Origin of the sequence: Pseudomonas sp. 13B_3.2_Bac1, assembly GCF_025466205.1 — a bacterium.
Taxonomy (GTDB): Bacteria; Pseudomonadota; Gammaproteobacteria; order Pseudomonadales; family Pseudomonadaceae; genus Aquipseudomonas; species Aquipseudomonas fluorescens_H.
This window is the reverse complement of the sequence record NZ_JANLOG010000116.1, coordinates 17,223-31,428: the sequence shown is the minus strand read 5'-3', so window position 1 is coordinate 31,428 and position 14,206 is coordinate 17,223. Positions and strand designations below refer to the sequence as shown.

The 14,206-nt window shown below is 61.6% G+C and carries 18 protein-coding genes; 13 read left to right on the top strand and 5 right to left on the bottom strand.

The window, feature by feature from the left end:
• Positions 1–104: 104 nt before the first annotated feature.
• Genes NTD85_RS19250 through pilG form a run of 3 tightly spaced genes read right to left on the bottom strand, consistent with a single transcriptional unit; the run spans position 105 to position 1,485 of the window.
• Positions 105–644 carry a chemotaxis protein CheW gene (locus NTD85_RS19250; RefSeq protein WP_007964098.1) on the bottom strand — a complete coding sequence of 180 codons (540 nt, stop codon included), beginning with the start codon at positions 642–644 and terminating at the stop codon, positions 105–107.
• A 10-nt stretch (positions 645–654) separates the two neighbouring features.
• Positions 655–1,020, bottom strand: a complete 366-nt coding sequence (gene pilH / locus NTD85_RS19245) for a twitching motility response regulator PilH (protein WP_003229091.1) — start codon at positions 1,018–1,020, stop codon at positions 655–657.
• A 60-nt stretch (positions 1,021–1,080) separates the two neighbouring features.
• Positions 1,081–1,485 (bottom strand): twitching motility response regulator PilG, encoded by a 405-nt coding sequence (pilG, locus tag NTD85_RS19240; RefSeq protein WP_003229093.1) that lies wholly within the window; start codon positions 1,483–1,485, stop codon positions 1,081–1,083.
• Positions 1,486–1,710: 225 nt separating this feature from the next.
• On the opposite strand from pilG, the gene gshB reads away from it, so the two are divergent.
• From gshB to NTD85_RS19205, 7 genes are all read left to right on the top strand, one after another.
• Positions 1,711–2,682, top strand: a complete 972-nt coding sequence (gshB, locus tag NTD85_RS19235) for a glutathione synthase (protein WP_003229095.1) — start codon at positions 1,711–1,713, stop codon at positions 2,680–2,682.
• A 107-nt stretch (positions 2,683–2,789) separates the two neighbouring features.
• A complete protein-coding gene (locus tag NTD85_RS19230) occupies positions 2,790–3,689 on the top strand; it encodes an energy transducer TonB (protein WP_003229097.1) in 900 nt (299 codons plus the stop codon).
• A 211-nt stretch (positions 3,690–3,900) separates the two neighbouring features.
• Complete coding sequence (locus NTD85_RS19225; RefSeq protein ID WP_262142943.1) at positions 3,901–4,473, top strand: YqgE/AlgH family protein; 573 nt, start codon at positions 3,901–3,903, stop codon at positions 4,471–4,473.
• Positions 4,473–4,910: a Holliday junction resolvase RuvX gene (ruvX, locus tag NTD85_RS19220; protein WP_003229101.1), complete on the top strand. Its 438-nt coding sequence runs from the start codon at positions 4,473–4,475 to the stop codon at positions 4,908–4,910. Before NTD85_RS19225 ends, ruvX begins: the two co-directional genes overlap by 1 nt.
• Positions 4,911–4,990: 80 nt before the next feature.
• Positions 4,991–5,497, top strand: coding sequence for a bifunctional pyr operon transcriptional regulator/uracil phosphoribosyltransferase PyrR (gene pyrR / locus NTD85_RS19215; RefSeq protein WP_262142942.1), 507 nt, complete (start codon positions 4,991–4,993; stop codon positions 5,495–5,497).
• 28 nt (positions 5,498–5,525) lie between these two features.
• Positions 5,526–6,530 carry an aspartate carbamoyltransferase catalytic subunit gene (locus NTD85_RS19210; RefSeq protein WP_003229107.1) on the top strand — a complete coding sequence of 335 codons (1,005 nt, stop codon included), beginning with the start codon at positions 5,526–5,528 and terminating at the stop codon, positions 6,528–6,530.
• Complete coding sequence (locus tag NTD85_RS19205) at positions 6,527–7,798, top strand: dihydroorotase (protein ID WP_262142941.1); 1,272 nt, start codon at positions 6,527–6,529, stop codon at positions 7,796–7,798. Before NTD85_RS19210 ends, NTD85_RS19205 begins: the two co-directional genes overlap by 4 nt.
• A gap of 112 nt (positions 7,799–7,910) precedes the next feature.
• Here the strand turns inward: NTD85_RS19205 and NTD85_RS19200 are convergent, their stop codons facing one another.
• A complete protein-coding gene (locus NTD85_RS19200; RefSeq protein WP_262142940.1) occupies positions 7,911–8,342 on the bottom strand; it encodes an NINE protein in 432 nt (143 codons plus the stop codon).
• Between the two features lie 248 nt (positions 8,343–8,590).
• Between NTD85_RS19200 and NTD85_RS19195 the strand changes: the two genes are divergently transcribed.
• Positions 8,591–9,217 carry a C40 family peptidase gene (locus tag NTD85_RS19195; RefSeq protein WP_103521226.1) on the top strand — a complete coding sequence of 209 codons (627 nt, stop codon included), beginning with the start codon at positions 8,591–8,593 and terminating at the stop codon, positions 9,215–9,217.
• Between the two features lie 132 nt (positions 9,218–9,349).
• Here NTD85_RS19195 and NTD85_RS19190 read toward each other — a convergent pair whose 3' ends face one another.
• The gene (locus NTD85_RS19190; protein ID WP_262142939.1) at positions 9,350–10,384 is read right to left on the bottom strand and encodes a type IV pilus twitching motility protein PilT; all 1,035 of its coding nucleotides are present in this window, start codon (positions 10,382–10,384) and stop codon (positions 9,350–9,352) included.
• 56 nt (positions 10,385–10,440) lie between these two features.
• Here NTD85_RS19190 and NTD85_RS19185 point away from each other — a divergent pair, with 56 nt between their 5' ends.
• The 5 genes from NTD85_RS19185 (at position 10,441) to NTD85_RS19165 (ending at position 14,200) form a co-directional block, all read left to right on the top strand.
• Entirely contained in the window at positions 10,441–11,127 is a 687-nt protein-coding gene (locus tag NTD85_RS19185; RefSeq protein WP_262142938.1) for a YggS family pyridoxal phosphate-dependent enzyme, read from the top strand.
• A 28-nt stretch (positions 11,128–11,155) separates the two neighbouring features.
• A complete protein-coding gene (gene proC, locus NTD85_RS19180; RefSeq protein ID WP_262142937.1) occupies positions 11,156–11,974 on the top strand; it encodes a pyrroline-5-carboxylate reductase in 819 nt (272 codons plus the stop codon).
• Positions 11,975–11,984: 10 nt separating this feature from the next.
• Positions 11,985–12,575 (top strand): YggT family protein, encoded by a 591-nt coding sequence (locus NTD85_RS19175; RefSeq protein ID WP_003229120.1) that lies wholly within the window; start codon positions 11,985–11,987, stop codon positions 12,573–12,575.
• Entirely contained in the window at positions 12,572–12,865 is a 294-nt protein-coding gene (locus NTD85_RS19170; RefSeq protein WP_262142936.1) for a DUF167 domain-containing protein, read from the top strand. Before NTD85_RS19175 ends, NTD85_RS19170 begins: the two co-directional genes overlap by 4 nt.
• Positions 12,866–13,060: 195 nt before the next feature.
• The gene (locus NTD85_RS19165) at positions 13,061–14,200 is read left to right on the top strand and encodes a homoserine O-acetyltransferase (RefSeq protein WP_003229124.1); all 1,140 of its coding nucleotides are present in this window, start codon (positions 13,061–13,063) and stop codon (positions 14,198–14,200) included.
• The last annotated feature ends 6 nt before the right edge of the window (positions 14,201–14,206 follow it).

Below are 14,206 nucleotides of genomic sequence, written 5' to 3'. Positions count from 1 at the left end.
TAAAAATTTTTTTATGTTATTATATTACCGGGGGGGGCGCCCCCCCCCCCCGGGCCCCCCCCCCCCCCCCCCCCCACTCCTACAAGGGATCTTTGTTGTTACGGTTATATCGCGACGCTCATGAACACCGGCGATTTGGCCAGTGCAAACAGGCTGAACACCCGCCAGTTCTGCTCACGCCGGAAATAGCCTTTGACGAACTCGGCCTTGGAGCCCTGGCGCTTGCTGATCGAGATCGGCTCGAAGCTGTCCTGCTCGAAGTGCTGCAAACCGAACACCTCATCCACCAGCAACCCGGCGAACACGTCGTTGTGCTCCACCACCAATACCCGCCGCTGTTTGCGCAGCGGCGACAGCTCATGGCCGAAGAAGCCGCACAGGTCCATGATCGGCAGCAAGCGCCCACGCAGGTTAGCCACCCCTTTGACCCACGGCTTGACCCCGGGCAACTGAGTGCAGCGCGGTTCGTGCAGCACTTCGCTGACCTCGCCCATTGGCGTCACGTACCAGTGCTCGCCGAGGCGAAAGCCGATGCCGCTCCAGCGATCCTGACGGCCGGGCTGCGACGGCAGGTCCGCCGCCAGCAGGCGGCAGCGCTGGTCGATCTGCCACAGCAGCTCGAACGCGGTCAGCGACTGGTTCATGGCGGCGCGATCAACCGGCCAGCACGTTGTTCAGGGTCTTGATCAGGGTGTCTTCTTCGACCGGTTTGGTCAGGTAATCCTTCGCGCCCTGGCGCGTACCCCAGACCTTGTCGGTTTCCTGATCCTTGGTGGTGATGATGATCACCGGAATATGGCTGGTCTCGGCATCCTTGGTCAGTTGCCGGGTGGCCTGGAAGCCATTGAGGCCGGGCATGACGATGTCCATCAAGACCGCGTCGGGCTTTTCCTGACGGGCCAGGGCCACGCCGTCGGCGCCGTTTTCGGCCTTGAGCACTTCATGGCCGTGCTTTTCGAGCATGCCGGTGAGTTTGTACATTTCAGTCGGCGAATCATCGACGATCAGGATACGTGCCATGGTCTTCCCCATTTTTCTTGTCGACATCCGGCCCGCTGGCCGAGCGTCACTGTACGTGTCTTACTGCGGCAAAACGGCGGCAAAGCCCGGAACGTGGGCCTGAATCGCGTCGAGCAGTTCTTCCTTGCTGAAAGGCTTGGTCAAAAATTGATCAGAACCGACAATCCGCCCCTTGGCCTTGTCGAACAGCCCGTCACGCGACGACAGCATGATCACCGGCGTGGCCTTGAACGCACTGTTGTTCTTGATTAAAGCGCAGGTCTGATAACCATCCAGACGCGGCATCATGATGTCGACAAAAATGATCCCGGGGTGGTGGTCGGCGATCTTCGCCAAAGCGTCAAAACCATCAATCGCCGTGATGACTTCGCAGCCCACATTTTTCAACAGTGTTTCGGCGGTGCGACGAATAGTTTTCGAGTCATCGATCACCATGACCTTCAAGGCGCTGGACTGCTGTTCCATAAGGGGGCTCTACCGTCGCCTTTGCGAATCAAATTGTCCGTTTTGCAATGAGTAATGGCTGGAAACCCTTGATGCTCAAGGGCCAGCACGATATGCCAGCCTTTTTAGCACAGTCTCCAGAAGCAATCTATCGACGGGTTTTTCCTTGACCGAAAACCCGCCCGGCGCCACTCTGGCGGCACTTTTTCAATACCGATCCGGTAGCCAATTTTCGAGGAAAACCCAATGAGCGTTCGCGTCGGGATTGTCATGGACCCTATCGCCAGCATCTCCTATAAAAAGGATAGCTCGCTGGCCATGCTGCTGGCCGCGCAGAAACGTGGCTGGGAACTGTTCTACATGGAACAGCGCGACCTTTATCAGGCCGAAGGTCAGGCCCGGGCGCGCATGAAGCCGCTGAAAGTCTTCGCCAACCCGGAAAAATGGTTCGAACTGGACGCCGAGCAGGACAACCTGCTGAGCGATCTGGACGTGATCCTGATGCGCAAGGATCCGCCGTTCGACATGGAGTTCGTCTACTCCACCTACCTGCTGGAACAGGCGGAAACCGCTGGCGTGCTGGTGGTCAACAAGCCGCAGAGCCTGCGCGACTGCAATGAAAAACTGTTCGCCACGCTGTTCCCGCAGTGCACCCCGCCAACCGTGGTCAGCCGCCGCGCCGATGTGCTGCGCGAATTCGCCGCCAAGCACGGCGACGTGATCCTCAAGCCGCTGGACGGCATGGGTGGCACTTCGATTTTCCGCCACCGCGCGGGCGATCCGAACCTGTCAGTGATCCTGGAAACCCTGACCGCCCTCGGCAACCAGCAGATCATGGGCCAGGCCTACCTGCCGGCGATCAAGGACGGTGACAAGCGCATCCTGATGATCGACGGCGAGCCAGTGGATTACTGCCTGGCGCGGATTCCGGCCCAAGGCGAAACCCGTGGCAACCTCGCGGCCGGTGGTCGTGGCGAAGCGCGGCCGCTGACCGACAAGGATCGCTGGATCGCCGCCCAGGTCGGCCCGACTCTGCGCGAGAAAGGCCTGCTGTTCGTCGGTCTGGACGTGATCGGTGAAAACCTCACCGAAATCAACGTCACCAGCCCGACCTGCATCCGCGAAATCGACAACGCTTTCGGTACCGACATCGGCGGCCTGCTGATGGACGCGATCGACAAGAAGCTGCAAGCCGCCGGCAAAAAGCCGCAAGCTTGACGTGTGTCACATGCAGCCTGTCGCTTGAAGCGTGAAGCCCAAGGCGTGAAACCAACATTGCGTTATCATGCGCAGCCTCTGAAAAACGCGATGTTGGTTTTCTTGTCATGACCCTCCCGTCCGATCTGCCCGCAGAACTCGCCCATCGTGGCGTGCGCCCGGCCGATCGCCTCGGATTTACCCTGTTTCTCGCGGCGCTGATTCATTTGGCGCTGCTGCTCGGTGTCGGCTTTACCATGGTCGAGCCCAAGCAGATCAGTAAAACCCTGGAAATCACCCTTGCCACCTTCAAGAGCGAAACCAAGCCGAAAAAGGCTGATTTCCTCGCTCAGGAAAACCAGGAAGGCAGCGGCACCCTGGACAAGAAGGCGATCCCCAAGACCACCGAGGTCGCGCCGTTCCAGGACAATCAGGTCAAGAAGGTCACCCCGCCCCCGGCCGCCAAACCGGAAGTGCGCGAAGCCGCGCCCAAGGCTGCGGTGACGACGGTGGCGCCGAAACAGCAAAAGGCGCCAACCAAGAAAGAAGAAACCAGGACCGAGACCAAACCTGCGGTTAACGCGCCGACGTTTGACAGCTCGCAGCTGTCCAGCGACATCGCCAGCCTCGAAGCGGAACTGGCCAACGAACAGCAGCTGTACGCCAAGCGTCCGCGCATTCACCGCTTGAGCGCCGCCTCGACCATGCGCGACAAGGGTGCCTGGTACAAGGACGACTGGCGCAAGAAGGTCGAGCGCATCGGCAACCTCAATTACCCGGAAGAAGCGCGGCGCAAGCAGATCTACGGCAACCTGCGGCTGATGGTCTCGATCAACCGCGACGGCTCGCTGTATGAAGTGCTGGTGCTCGAATCCTCCGGCCAGCCGCTGCTGGATCAGGCCGCGCAGCGCATCGTCCGACTGGCGGCACCGTTCGCGCCGTTCACCGGCGATCTGTCGGATATCGACCGACTGGAAATCATCCGCACCTGGAAATTCGCCCGGGGCGACAAGCTTTCCAGCAACTGACCGCCTGCATAAGGGCTTTTGTGGCGAGGGAGCTTGCTCCCGCTGGGCTGCGAAGCGGCCCCCTGCATTTATCAGATACACCGAGATATCAGTTTTTACGACTGCTGCGCAGCCGAGCGGGAGCAAGCTCCCTCGCCACAGTGGGCGGGAAGACCATTCGCAACGCATCCCCAGCTTGTCAGTTCGCCCCTTGAACGCCACACTATCGCTCATGAAAAACGTCAGCCCCAGCTACCTCAAGCATCACTTCCTGATCGCCATGCCACACATGGCCGACCCGAACTTTGCCCACACCTTGACCTACATCGTCGAGCACACGGCCAATGGCGCCATGGGGCTGGTGGTCAATCGACCGCAAGAGCTGAATCTGGCTGACATCCTCGAGCAATTGCGCCCGGACATCGATCCGCCAGCGCTGTGCCAGCATGTGCCGATCTTCATTGGTGGCCCGGTGCAGACCGATCGCGGTTTCGTCCTGCACCCGGCGGGCAAGTCCTTTCAGGCCACCGTCGGGCTGGACGGTGATCTGGCGCTGTCCACCTCCCAGGACGTGCTGTTCGCCATCGCCGACGGCGTGGGTCCGGCGAAAAGCCTGATTGCCCTCGGCTATGCCGGTTGGGAAGCCGGGCAACTGGAGGCCGAACTGGCCGACAACGCCTGGCTGACCTGCCCGTACGACGCCGACATCCTGTTCAACACCAGCAGCGAACTGCGTCTTGAGGCGGCGGCCCGGCACCTGGGGATCAACCTCAGCCTGCTGACCAGCCAGGCGGGGCACGCCTGATGGCCCTGCGCCTGATTCTTGGCTTCGACTACGGCACCAAACAGATCGGCGTTGCGGTCGGCCAGGTGATTACCGGCCAGGCCCGCGAGCTGTGCACCTTGAAAGCGCAGAACGGCGTGCCCGACTGGAATCAGGTCGAAGCGCTGTTCAAGGAATGGAAACCCGACGCCGTGGTGGTCGGCCTGCCGCTGAACATGGACGGCACGCCCAGCGAGATGTGCCTGCGCGCGGAGAAATTCGCCCGGCGCCTCAATGGCCGCTTCAATGTGCCCTTCTATACCCACGACGAACGCCTGACCACCTTTGAAGCCAAGGGTGAGCGACTGGTGCGTGGCGGGCAGAAAGGCAGTTACCGCGACAACCCGGTGGACGCCATCGCCGCCGCCCTGCTGCTGCAAGGCTGGCTCGACGAAAACACTGCATTGTTTGAATCCTGACAAGCGCTTCGGCGCTTTTCTTTTGAGCTACGACCCGAGCCGCGTCCAAGGACCCGGCTCGGCCCCAAGAAGGAGCAACCATGAGCCTGCCCAATCCCGCCGATCTGATCAGTCAGATGGCGATCCGCCTCAAGGCGCACCTGGCACAGCGTGATATCCGCGAACCGCGTTACATCGGCATCCGCACCGGTGGCATCTGGGTCGCGCAGGCCCTGCTCAAGGAATTGGCCAGCGACGCGCCGCTGGGCACGCTGGATGTTTCCTTCTACCGCGACGACTTCAGCCAGAACGGCCTGCACCCGCAAGTGCGCCCGTCGGCCCTGCCCTTCGAGATCGAAGGCCAGCATCTGGTGCTGATCGATGACGTACTGATGAGCGGCCGGACCATCCGCGCCGCCATGAACGAATTGTTCGACTACGGCCGCCCGGCCAGCGTAACCCTGGTCTGCCTGCTCGATCTGGACGCTGGCGAACTGCCGATCCGCCCGAACGTGGTCGGCGCGACCCTGTCGCTGGCCGCCGACGAGCGCGTGAAGCTGTCCGGCCCGGAGCCGCTGACGCTCGAACTGCAAGACCTGAATCCTTAACCCGCCCTTATTGAGAGTCCCCCTCGCGATGACGCCTCTAGATACCAAGCGCCCGCTGCAGCTCAATGATCAGGGCCAGCTGCGCCACTTCCTCTCGCTCGACGGCCTGCGCCGCGAGTTGCTGACGGAAATCCTCGACACTGCCGACTCGTTCCTCGAAGTCGGTGCCCGTGCGGTGAAGAAGGTCCCGTTGCTGCGCGGCAAGACCGTGTGCAACGTGTTCTTCGAAAACTCCACCCGCACCCGCACCACCTTCGAACTGGCGGCCCAGCGGCTGTCGGCGGACGTGATCACCCTGAACGTGTCGACCTCGTCGGCCAGCAAAGGTGAAACCCTGCTCGACACCCTGCGCAACCTCGAAGCGATGGCTGCCGACATGTTCGTGGTACGCCACGGTGACTCCGGCGCCGCACACTTCATCGCCGAACACGTCTGCCCGCAAGTAGCGATCATCAACGGCGGCGACGGCCGTCACGCGCACCCGACCCAGGGCATGCTCGACATGCTCACCATCCGTCGGCACAAGGGCGGTTTCGAAAACCTCTCGGTGGCGATCGTCGGCGACATCCTGCACTCGCGAGTGGCGCGTTCGAACATGCTCGCCCTGAAGACCCTCGGCTGCCCGGACATCCGCGTGATCGCGCCGAAGACTCTGCTGCCGATCGGCATCGAGCAGTACGGCGTCAAGGTCTACACCGACATGAACGAAGGCCTGAAGGACGTCGACGTGGTGATCATGCTGCGCCTGCAGCGTGAGCGCATGACCGGCGGCCTGCTGCCGAGCGAAGGCGAGTTCTACCGCCTGTTCGGCCTGACCACCGCGCGTCTGGCCGGGGCCAAACCCGATTGCATCGTCATGCACCCGGGGCCGATCAACCGTGGGGTAGAGATCGAGTCCGCAGTGGCCGACGGCCCGCACTCGGTGATCCTCAATCAAGTCACCTACGGCATCGCCATCCGCATGGCCGTGCTGTCGATGGCCATGAGCGGGCAAACAGCGCAACGTCAATTCGAGCAGGAGAACGCCCAGTGAAGCTCAGCATTCTCGGCGCCCGCGTCATCGATCCAAGCAGCGGCCTGGATCAAATCACCGACATCCACGTTGAAGCCTGCAAGATCGTCGCCCTCGGCGCCACACCGGCCGGTTTCACCGCAGTAGAAACCATCGACGCCAGCGGTCTTGTTGCCGCACCGGGCCTGGTCGACCTGAACGTGGCCCTGCGCGAACCGGGTTACAGCCGCAAAGGCAGCATCGCCAGCGAAACCCGCGCGGCTGCGGCCGGCGGCGTGACCAGCCTGTGCTGCCCACCGAAGACCAAACCGGTGCTCGACACTTCGGCCGTGGCCGAACTGATCCTCGACCGCGCCCGCGAGGCCGGCAACACCAAGGTGTTCCCGATTGGCGCACTGAGCAAAGGCCTGGACGGCGAACAATTGGCCGAACTGGTGGCGCTGCGCGACGCCGGTTGTGTGGCGTTCGGCAACGGTCTGGAGAGCTTCCGCAACACCCGCACCCTGTGCCGGGCGCTGGAGTACGCGGCGACCTTCGACCTGACGGTGATTTTCAATTCGCAGGATCACGATCTGGCGGATGGCGGTCTGGCCCATGAAGGCCCGGTCGCCAGTTTCCTCGGTCTGCCGGGGATTCCGGAAACCGCGGAAACCGTGGCCCTCGCTCGCGATCTGTTGCTGGTCGAGCAGACCGGCGTGCGCGCGCACTTCAGCCAACTGACCAGCGCACGCGGTGTGGCCCTGATCGCCCAGGCGCAGGCCCGTGGCTTGAAGGTCACGGCGGATGTCGCCCTGTATCAGTTGATCCTCACCGATGAAGCGCTGATCGACTTCAGCAGCCTGTATCACGTGCAACCGCCGCTGCGCACCCGCGCCGACCGCGATGGCCTGCGCGAAGCGGTGAAATCCGGAGTGATTTCGGCGATTTCCAGCCATCACCAACCGCATGAGCGCGACGCCAAACTGGCACCGTTCGGCGCGACCGAGCCGGGCATCAGCAGTGTCGAATTGCTGCTGCCGCTGGCGATGACGCTGGTTGAGGATGGCTTGCTGGATCTGCCGACCCTGCTGGCGCGCCTGAGTGCCGGGCCTGCGGATGCGCTGCGTCTGCCGGCGGGCAAACTGGCGGTGGGCGGTGCGGCGGATATCGTGCTGTTCGACCCGAAGGCGTCCACCGTGGCCGGTGAAGGCTGGCTGTCGAAGGGCGAGAACTGCCCGTTCCTTGGGCATAGTTTGCCGGGTGTGGTGCGTTACACCTTGGTGGATGGGCGGATCAGCCACCAGGCCTGATACCGCGCTGCCTGTATTCGCGAGCAAGCCCGCTCCCACACTGGATCGCCGATCGACACAAACTCTGTGTTCACTGGAGATCTAATGTGGGAGCGGGCTTGCTCGCGAAGGCTTACTGGAAGGCGCCTCTGTTCTGCGCGTTACGCACCGATACCTGATCATTCAGGGTCCAGAAGTCATACAACACGCCGACAAAGAACAACCCGCCGGTCAGCAGATACAGCAAGCCGCTGATCCACTTGCCCTGGTACATCCGGTGCACGCCGAACACGCCCAGGAACGTCAGCAGAATCCACGCCACGTTGTATTCGATCGGTCCTGCGGTGAAACGCAGATCCGCCTCGCGATCCATCGCCGGGATCAGGAACACGTCGATCAGCCAGCCAATACCCAGCAGACCGAAGGTGAAGAACCAGATCGTCCCGGTCACCGGCTTGCCGTAATAGAAGCGGTGCGCGCCGGTGAAACCAAAAATCCACAGCAGATACCCGATGATTTTGCTGTGCGTATCGTGCGGTGCAGCAACCTGCTGATAGCGGTTCATGAAGACCTCGATTCACCCAATAGATAAATTTTCTTTAATTCTTTGTGACTTTTTTACATGTGGCCGACGTACGGCAAATGTTACCGTGTCGTCCGTCAAAGCCTTATAGCACCGGACTTCTGTCCGACAATTGCGTCCATTTGCCGCTTGTTTGGTTCCGTTGCCCTCAGATGGAATCGACCAACGGCCTCGGAAGGGACGAAAAAGCTGTTATAAAGTTGCGCGCTACCACATAAGAGCCACGCCTAATGCGACCATTTTTCAAGACATGGCTAACTATTTGCCTATTAATGCCACTGGCCGCCCACGCCACCAATCGTGAGCAACGTCTTCCCAACGTTAACGGTTTCACCCCTAAATCCCATGCTTCGGCTCCTTCGAGCAAGAGCAGCAAACAAACGAAACACACCACGCTCGCCAGCAAGCATCACGGCAAGCTGGTGCCACCGATGGCCAACAAGGAAAGCAGCAACGTCCTGAGCCGTGCGGTGAACGTCCTTGGTACTCCTTATCGTTGGGGCGGCAGCAGCCCAAGTAAAGGGTTCGATTGCAGTGGTCTGGTGAAATATGCGTTCAACGACGCGACCTTCGACCTGCCACGTACGTCCAACGCGATGGCCAGCGGTCATGGCGAGAAAGTCGAACGCAAGGATCTGAAACCGGGCGACCTGATTTTCTTCAACATCAAGAGCCGTCGGGTAAACCACGTTGCCATCTACCTGGGCAACGACCGCTTCATCCACGCCCCACGCCGTGGCAAAGCGGTGAGCATCGATACGCTGAACAAGCCGTACTGGGAACAGCATTACGTGGTTGCCAAGCGTGTGTTGCCGAAAGAACCGGCCGGCAAGCAGATGCGCGTGGTTCAGCGCTGAGCTGACTGATCCAGAATCTGTTCAAGCAGTACTGACCCCTTCGCGAGCAAGCCCGCTCCCACATGGAAATGCATTCCAATGTGGGAGCGGGCTTGCTCGCGAAGGGGTCAGTGAAAGCAACACAAGCCTCTCTCAGAAATTATCCGGCGTACGCGCCTTCTCCCGCGCATGCTCGCGGCTGATCAGGCCCTTGGTCACCAGTTCCTTCAGGCACATGTCGAGTGTCTGCATCCCCAACGACCCGCCGGTCTGAATCGCCGAGTACATCTGCGCCACCTTGTCCTCGCGGATCAGGTTCCGGATCGCCGACGTTCCCAGCATGATCTCGTGCGCCGCCACCCGTCCGCCGCCGATCTTCTTGATCAGGGTCTGCGACACCACCGCCAGCAATGACTCGGACAGCATCGAACGCACCATGGACTTCTCGTCACCCGGGAACACATCGACAATACGGTCGATGGTCTTGGCGGCTGACGTCGTGTGCAGCGTGCCGAACACCAGATGCCCGGTCTCGGCAGCGGTCAGGGCCAGGCGAATGGTTTCCAGGTCGCGCATCTCGCCCACCAGAATCACATCCGGGTCTTCGCGCAGCGCCGAGCGCAACGCCGTGGCGAAGCTGCGGGTATCGCGCTGGACTTCGCGCTGATTGATCAGGCATTTACGCGATTCGTGGACGAACTCGATCGGGTCTTCGATGGTGAGGATGTGGTGGTGACGATGGGTGTTGAGGTAGTCGATCATCGCCGCCAATGTGGTGGATTTGCCGGAGCCGGTCGGCCCGGTCACCAGCACCAGCCCGCGCGGCGCATCGGTGATCTTGCGAAAGACGTCGCCCATGCCGAGGTCTTCCATGCTCAGCACTTTCGAGGGAATGGTGCGAAACACCGCGCCAGCGCCACGGTTCTGATTGAACGCATTGACCCGAAAGCGCGCGACGCCGGGGACTTCGAACGAGAAATCCGTTTCCAGGTGTTTCTCGAAGTCGACCCGCTGGGTGTCATTCATGATGTCGTAGATCAATTCGTGCACTTGTTTGTGATCCAGCGCCGGCAGATTGATCCGCCGCACATCGCCATCGACGCGGATCATCGGCGGCAGACCGGCCGACAGGTGCAGGTCGGAAGCGCCCTGTTTGGCGCTGAACGCCAGCAGTTCAGTGATATCCATAGCGTCCCTCAATTCCAGTAGAATGCCGCGAACCTTCAGACCGCCGGCGCCTCTTGATGTCCACGATAGCAGACAACATTCTTCAGGTTAGTTCGCGTATCCAGGCAGCGGCCAAAGCTGCAAACCGCGATGAACACAGCATCCAGTTGCTGGCCGTGAGCAAGACCAAACCGGCGCAGGACCTGCGTGAAGCCTACGCCGCCGGCCTGCGTGACTTTGGCGAGAATTATCTGCAGGAAGCCCTGGGCAAACAGCTCGAACTGGCCGACCTGCCCTTGATCTGGCACTTCATCGGCCCCATTCAATCGAACAAGACTCGCGCCATCGCCGAGCATTTCGACTGGGTGCACTCCGTGGATCGCCTGAAAATCGCCCAACGCCTGTCCGAACAGCGCCCGGCCGAGCTGCCGCCGCTGAACATCTGCATTCAGGTCAACGTCAGCGGTGAAGCCAGCAAGTCCGGCTGCACCCCGGCCGACCTGCCGGCGCTGGCCAAGGCCATCAGCGCCCTGTCCCGGCTGAAACTGCGCGGGCTGATGGCGATTCCCGAGCCGACCGAAGATCGCGCCGAACAGGATGCCGCTTTTGCTGCCGTGCAACGTTTGCAGGCCAGCCTGAATCTGCCGCTCGACACACTTTCCATGGGCATGAGCCACGACCTCGAGTCGGCCATCGCCCAAGGCGCCACGTGGGTGCGGATCGGTACCGCGCTGTTTGGCGCCAGAGATTACGGTCAGCAATGATCGACAGCCATCTGAAAAAGGACCTGACATGAGCAACACACGCATTGCCTTTATCGGTGCCGGCAACATGGCCGCCAGCCTGATCGGCGGCCTGCGGGCCAAGGGTCTGCAAGCCAGCCACATCCGCGCCAGCGATCCGGGCGAAGAGACCCGAACGCGCGTCAGCGCCGAACACGGCATCGAAACCTTCGCCGACAACGCCCAGGCCATCGATGGCGTCGAGGTGATCGTGCTGGCGGTCAAGCCACAGGCGATGAAAGCCGTGTGCGAGGCCATCCGCCCAAGCCTGAAACCGCAGCAACTGGTGGTGTCGATCGCCGCCGGCATCACTTGCGCGAGCATGACCGCATGGCTCGGCGAGCAGCCGATCGTGCGCTGCATGCCCAACACCCCGGCGCTGCTGCGTCAGGGCGTCAGCGGCCTGTACGCCACCAGCGAAGTGACCGCCGAGCAGCGTCAGCAGGCTGAAGAGCTGCTGTCCGCCGTGGGTATCGCGCTGTGGCTGGACGAAGAGCAGCAACTCGATGCGGTGACCGCTGTCTCCGGTTCCGGCCCGGCGTACTTTTTCCTGCTGATCGAAGCGATGACCGCCGCTGGCGTCAAACTCGGCCTGCCAAAGGAAATCGCCGAGCAACTGACCCTGCAAACGGCTCTGGGCGCCGCGCACATGGCGGTATCCAGCGATGTCGACGCTGCCGAACTGCGCCGCCGCGTGACGTCGCCAAATGGCACCACAGAGGCCGCGATCAAATCATTCCAGGCTGATGGCTTCGAAGCCCTGGTAGAAAAAGCACTCGGCGCCGCCGCGCACCGCTCGGCCGAAATGGCCGAACAACTGGGCAAATAAGGAGCCTTACATGATTGGATTGAACACTGCAGCGGTTTACGTGCTGCAAACCCTCGGCAGTCTGTACCTGCTGATCGTGCTGTTGCGCTTCGTCCTGCAACTGGTGCGCGCGAACTTCTACAACCCGCTGTGCCAGTTCGTGGTCAAGGCTACCCAGCCGCTGCTCAAGCCACTGCGCCGGATCATCCCGAGCATCTTCGGCCTCGACATGTCGTCGCTGGTGCTGGCGATTCTGGTGCAGCTGGCGCTGATGGCCCTGACCCTGCTGCTGACCTACGGCACCACCGGCAACCCGCTGCAACTGTTTATCTGGTCGATCATCGGCGTCACCGCGCTGTTCCTGAAGATTTTCTTCTTCGCCCTGATCATCAGCGTGATCCTGTCGTGGGTCGCCCCGGGCAGCCACAACCCGGGCGCTGAACTGGTGAACCAGATCTGCGAGCCGGCGCTGGCACCGTTCCGCCGCATCCTGCCGAACCTCGGCGGTCTCGACCTGTCGCCGATCTTCGCCTTTCTGGCGCTGAAGCTGATCGACATGCTGGTGATCAACAATCTGGCGGCGATGACCATGATGCCGGACATCCTGCGCCTGCTGATGTGAGCTGGTTTCGCTGGGACGGCGACGATCTGATCCTCGAATGTCACCTGCAACCGGCAGCCCGCAGCGATGATTTCGCCGGGCTGCACGGTGACCGCCTGAAGATCCGCCTCACCGCGCCGCCGGTCGAGGGCAAGGCCAATGCGTATCTGATGGGCTTTCTGGCCAAGGCGTTTGGGGTTTCCAAGAGCCAGGTCAGCTTGCTCAGCGGCGAGTTGAACCGGCAGAAACGGGTGAAGATCTGTGCGCCGAAGAAGCTGCCGGAGTTGGCGGGATTGGTGCGTCCAGCCTGATCCACCGAGTAGCCCCATTCGCGAGCAAGCCCGCTCCCACACTGGTTCTGTGATCGACACAAATCCAATGTGGGAGCGGGCTTGCTCGCGAATGGCCGCGCCTCGGTCCAAAGCGAACAAACAGGCCCGATCGTTGCTTGCCGCTAACCCCCATGCTCTTTAGACTTACGCCTCATTTCAACGAGAGCAGGGTCGATGCCAGCTGCCTTTCCCCCCGATTCTGTTGGTCTGGTGACGCCGCAAACGGCGCACTTCAGTGAACCTCTGGCTCTGGCCTGTGGCCGTTCGCTGCCTGCCTACGACCTGATCTACGAAACCTACGGCACGCTGAACGCACAGGCGAGCAACGCCGTGCTGATCTGCCACGCCTTGTCTGGTCACCATCACGCTGCCGGCTATCACAGCCCCGACGACCGCAAGCCCGGTTGGTGGGACAGCTGCATCGGCCCGGGCAAACCGATCGACACCAATAAGTTCTTCGTGGTCAGCCTGAACAATCTGGGCGGCTGCAACGGCTCCACCGGCCCGAGCAGTATCAACCCGGAAACCGGCAAGCCATTCGGCGCCGACTTCCCGGTGCTCACCGTGGAAGACTGGGTGCACAGCCAGGCGCGACTGGCTGACCTGCTCGGCATTCGTCAGTTCGCCGCCGTCATCGGCGGCAGCCTCGGCGGCATGCAGGCGTTGCAATGGACCATCACTTACCCGGATCGCGTGCGCCACTGTCTGGCGATCGCCTCGGCCCCCAAGCTGTCGGCGCAGAACATCGCCTTCAACGAAGTGGCGCGCCAGGCGATCCTTACCGACCCGGAGTTCCACGGCGGTTCGTTCCAGGAAGCGGGCGTGATCCCCAAGCGCGGGCTGATGCTGGCGCGGATGGTCGGGCACATCACCTACCTGTCCGACGACTCCATGGGCGAGAAATTCGGCCGCGGCCTGAAGAGCGAAAAGCTCAACTACGACTTCCACAGCGTCGAGTTCCAGGTCGAAAGCTACCTGCGCTATCAGGGTGAAGAATTCTCCGGGCGTTTCGATGCCAACACCTATCTGTTGATGACCAAGGCACTGGACTACTTCGATCCGGCGGCGAACTTCGACGATAACCTGGCGAAAACTTTCGAAAACGCCACCGCCAAGTTCTGCGTGATGTCGTTCACCACCGACTGGCGCTTCTCCCCGGCCCGCTCGCGGGAGCTGGTGGACGCGCTGATGGCGGCACGCAAAGACGTCAGCTACCTGGAAATCGACGCGCCACAGGGCCACGACGCCTTCCTGATTCCGATCCCGCGCTATCTGCAGGCGTTCGGCAATTACATGAACCGAATTACGGTGTGAACAAGC

What these genes read in the sequence shown, in the direction of transcription:
- NTD85_RS19250 (WP_007964098.1), bottom strand. Translation starts at nt 644, where the DNA reads ATGAACCAGTCGCTGACCGCGTTCGAGCTGCTGTGGCAGATCGACCAG.
- pilH (WP_003229091.1), bottom strand. Translation starts at nt 1,020, where the DNA reads ATGGCACGTATCCTGATCGTCGATGATTCGCCGACTGAAATGTACAAA.
- pilG (WP_003229093.1), bottom strand. Translation starts at nt 1,485, where the DNA reads ATGGAACAGCAGTCCAGCGCCTTGAAGGTCATGGTGATCGATGACTCG.
- gshB (WP_003229095.1), top strand. Translation starts at nt 1,711, where the DNA reads ATGAGCGTTCGCGTCGGGATTGTCATGGACCCTATCGCCAGCATCTCC.
- NTD85_RS19230 (WP_003229097.1), top strand. Translation starts at nt 2,790, where the DNA reads ATGACCCTCCCGTCCGATCTGCCCGCAGAACTCGCCCATCGTGGCGTG.
- NTD85_RS19225 (WP_262142943.1), top strand. Translation starts at nt 3,901, where the DNA reads ATGAAAAACGTCAGCCCCAGCTACCTCAAGCATCACTTCCTGATCGCC.
- ruvX (WP_003229101.1), top strand. Translation starts at nt 4,473, where the DNA reads ATGGCCCTGCGCCTGATTCTTGGCTTCGACTACGGCACCAAACAGATC.
- pyrR (WP_262142942.1), top strand. Translation starts at nt 4,991, where the DNA reads ATGAGCCTGCCCAATCCCGCCGATCTGATCAGTCAGATGGCGATCCGC.
- NTD85_RS19210 (WP_003229107.1), top strand. Translation starts at nt 5,526, where the DNA reads ATGACGCCTCTAGATACCAAGCGCCCGCTGCAGCTCAATGATCAGGGC.
- NTD85_RS19200 (WP_262142940.1), bottom strand. Translation starts at nt 8,342, where the DNA reads ATGAACCGCTATCAGCAGGTTGCTGCACCGCACGATACGCACAGCAAA.
- NTD85_RS19195 (WP_103521226.1), top strand. Translation starts at nt 8,591, where the DNA reads ATGCGACCATTTTTCAAGACATGGCTAACTATTTGCCTATTAATGCCA.
- NTD85_RS19190 (WP_262142939.1), bottom strand. Translation starts at nt 10,384, where the DNA reads ATGGATATCACTGAACTGCTGGCGTTCAGCGCCAAACAGGGCGCTTCC.
- NTD85_RS19185 (WP_262142938.1), top strand. Translation starts at nt 10,441, where the DNA reads ATGTCCACGATAGCAGACAACATTCTTCAGGTTAGTTCGCGTATCCAG.
- proC (WP_262142937.1), top strand. Translation starts at nt 11,156, where the DNA reads ATGAGCAACACACGCATTGCCTTTATCGGTGCCGGCAACATGGCCGCC.
- NTD85_RS19175 (WP_003229120.1), top strand. Translation starts at nt 11,985, where the DNA reads ATGATTGGATTGAACACTGCAGCGGTTTACGTGCTGCAAACCCTCGGC.
- NTD85_RS19165 (WP_003229124.1), top strand. Translation starts at nt 13,061, where the DNA reads ATGCCAGCTGCCTTTCCCCCCGATTCTGTTGGTCTGGTGACGCCGCAA.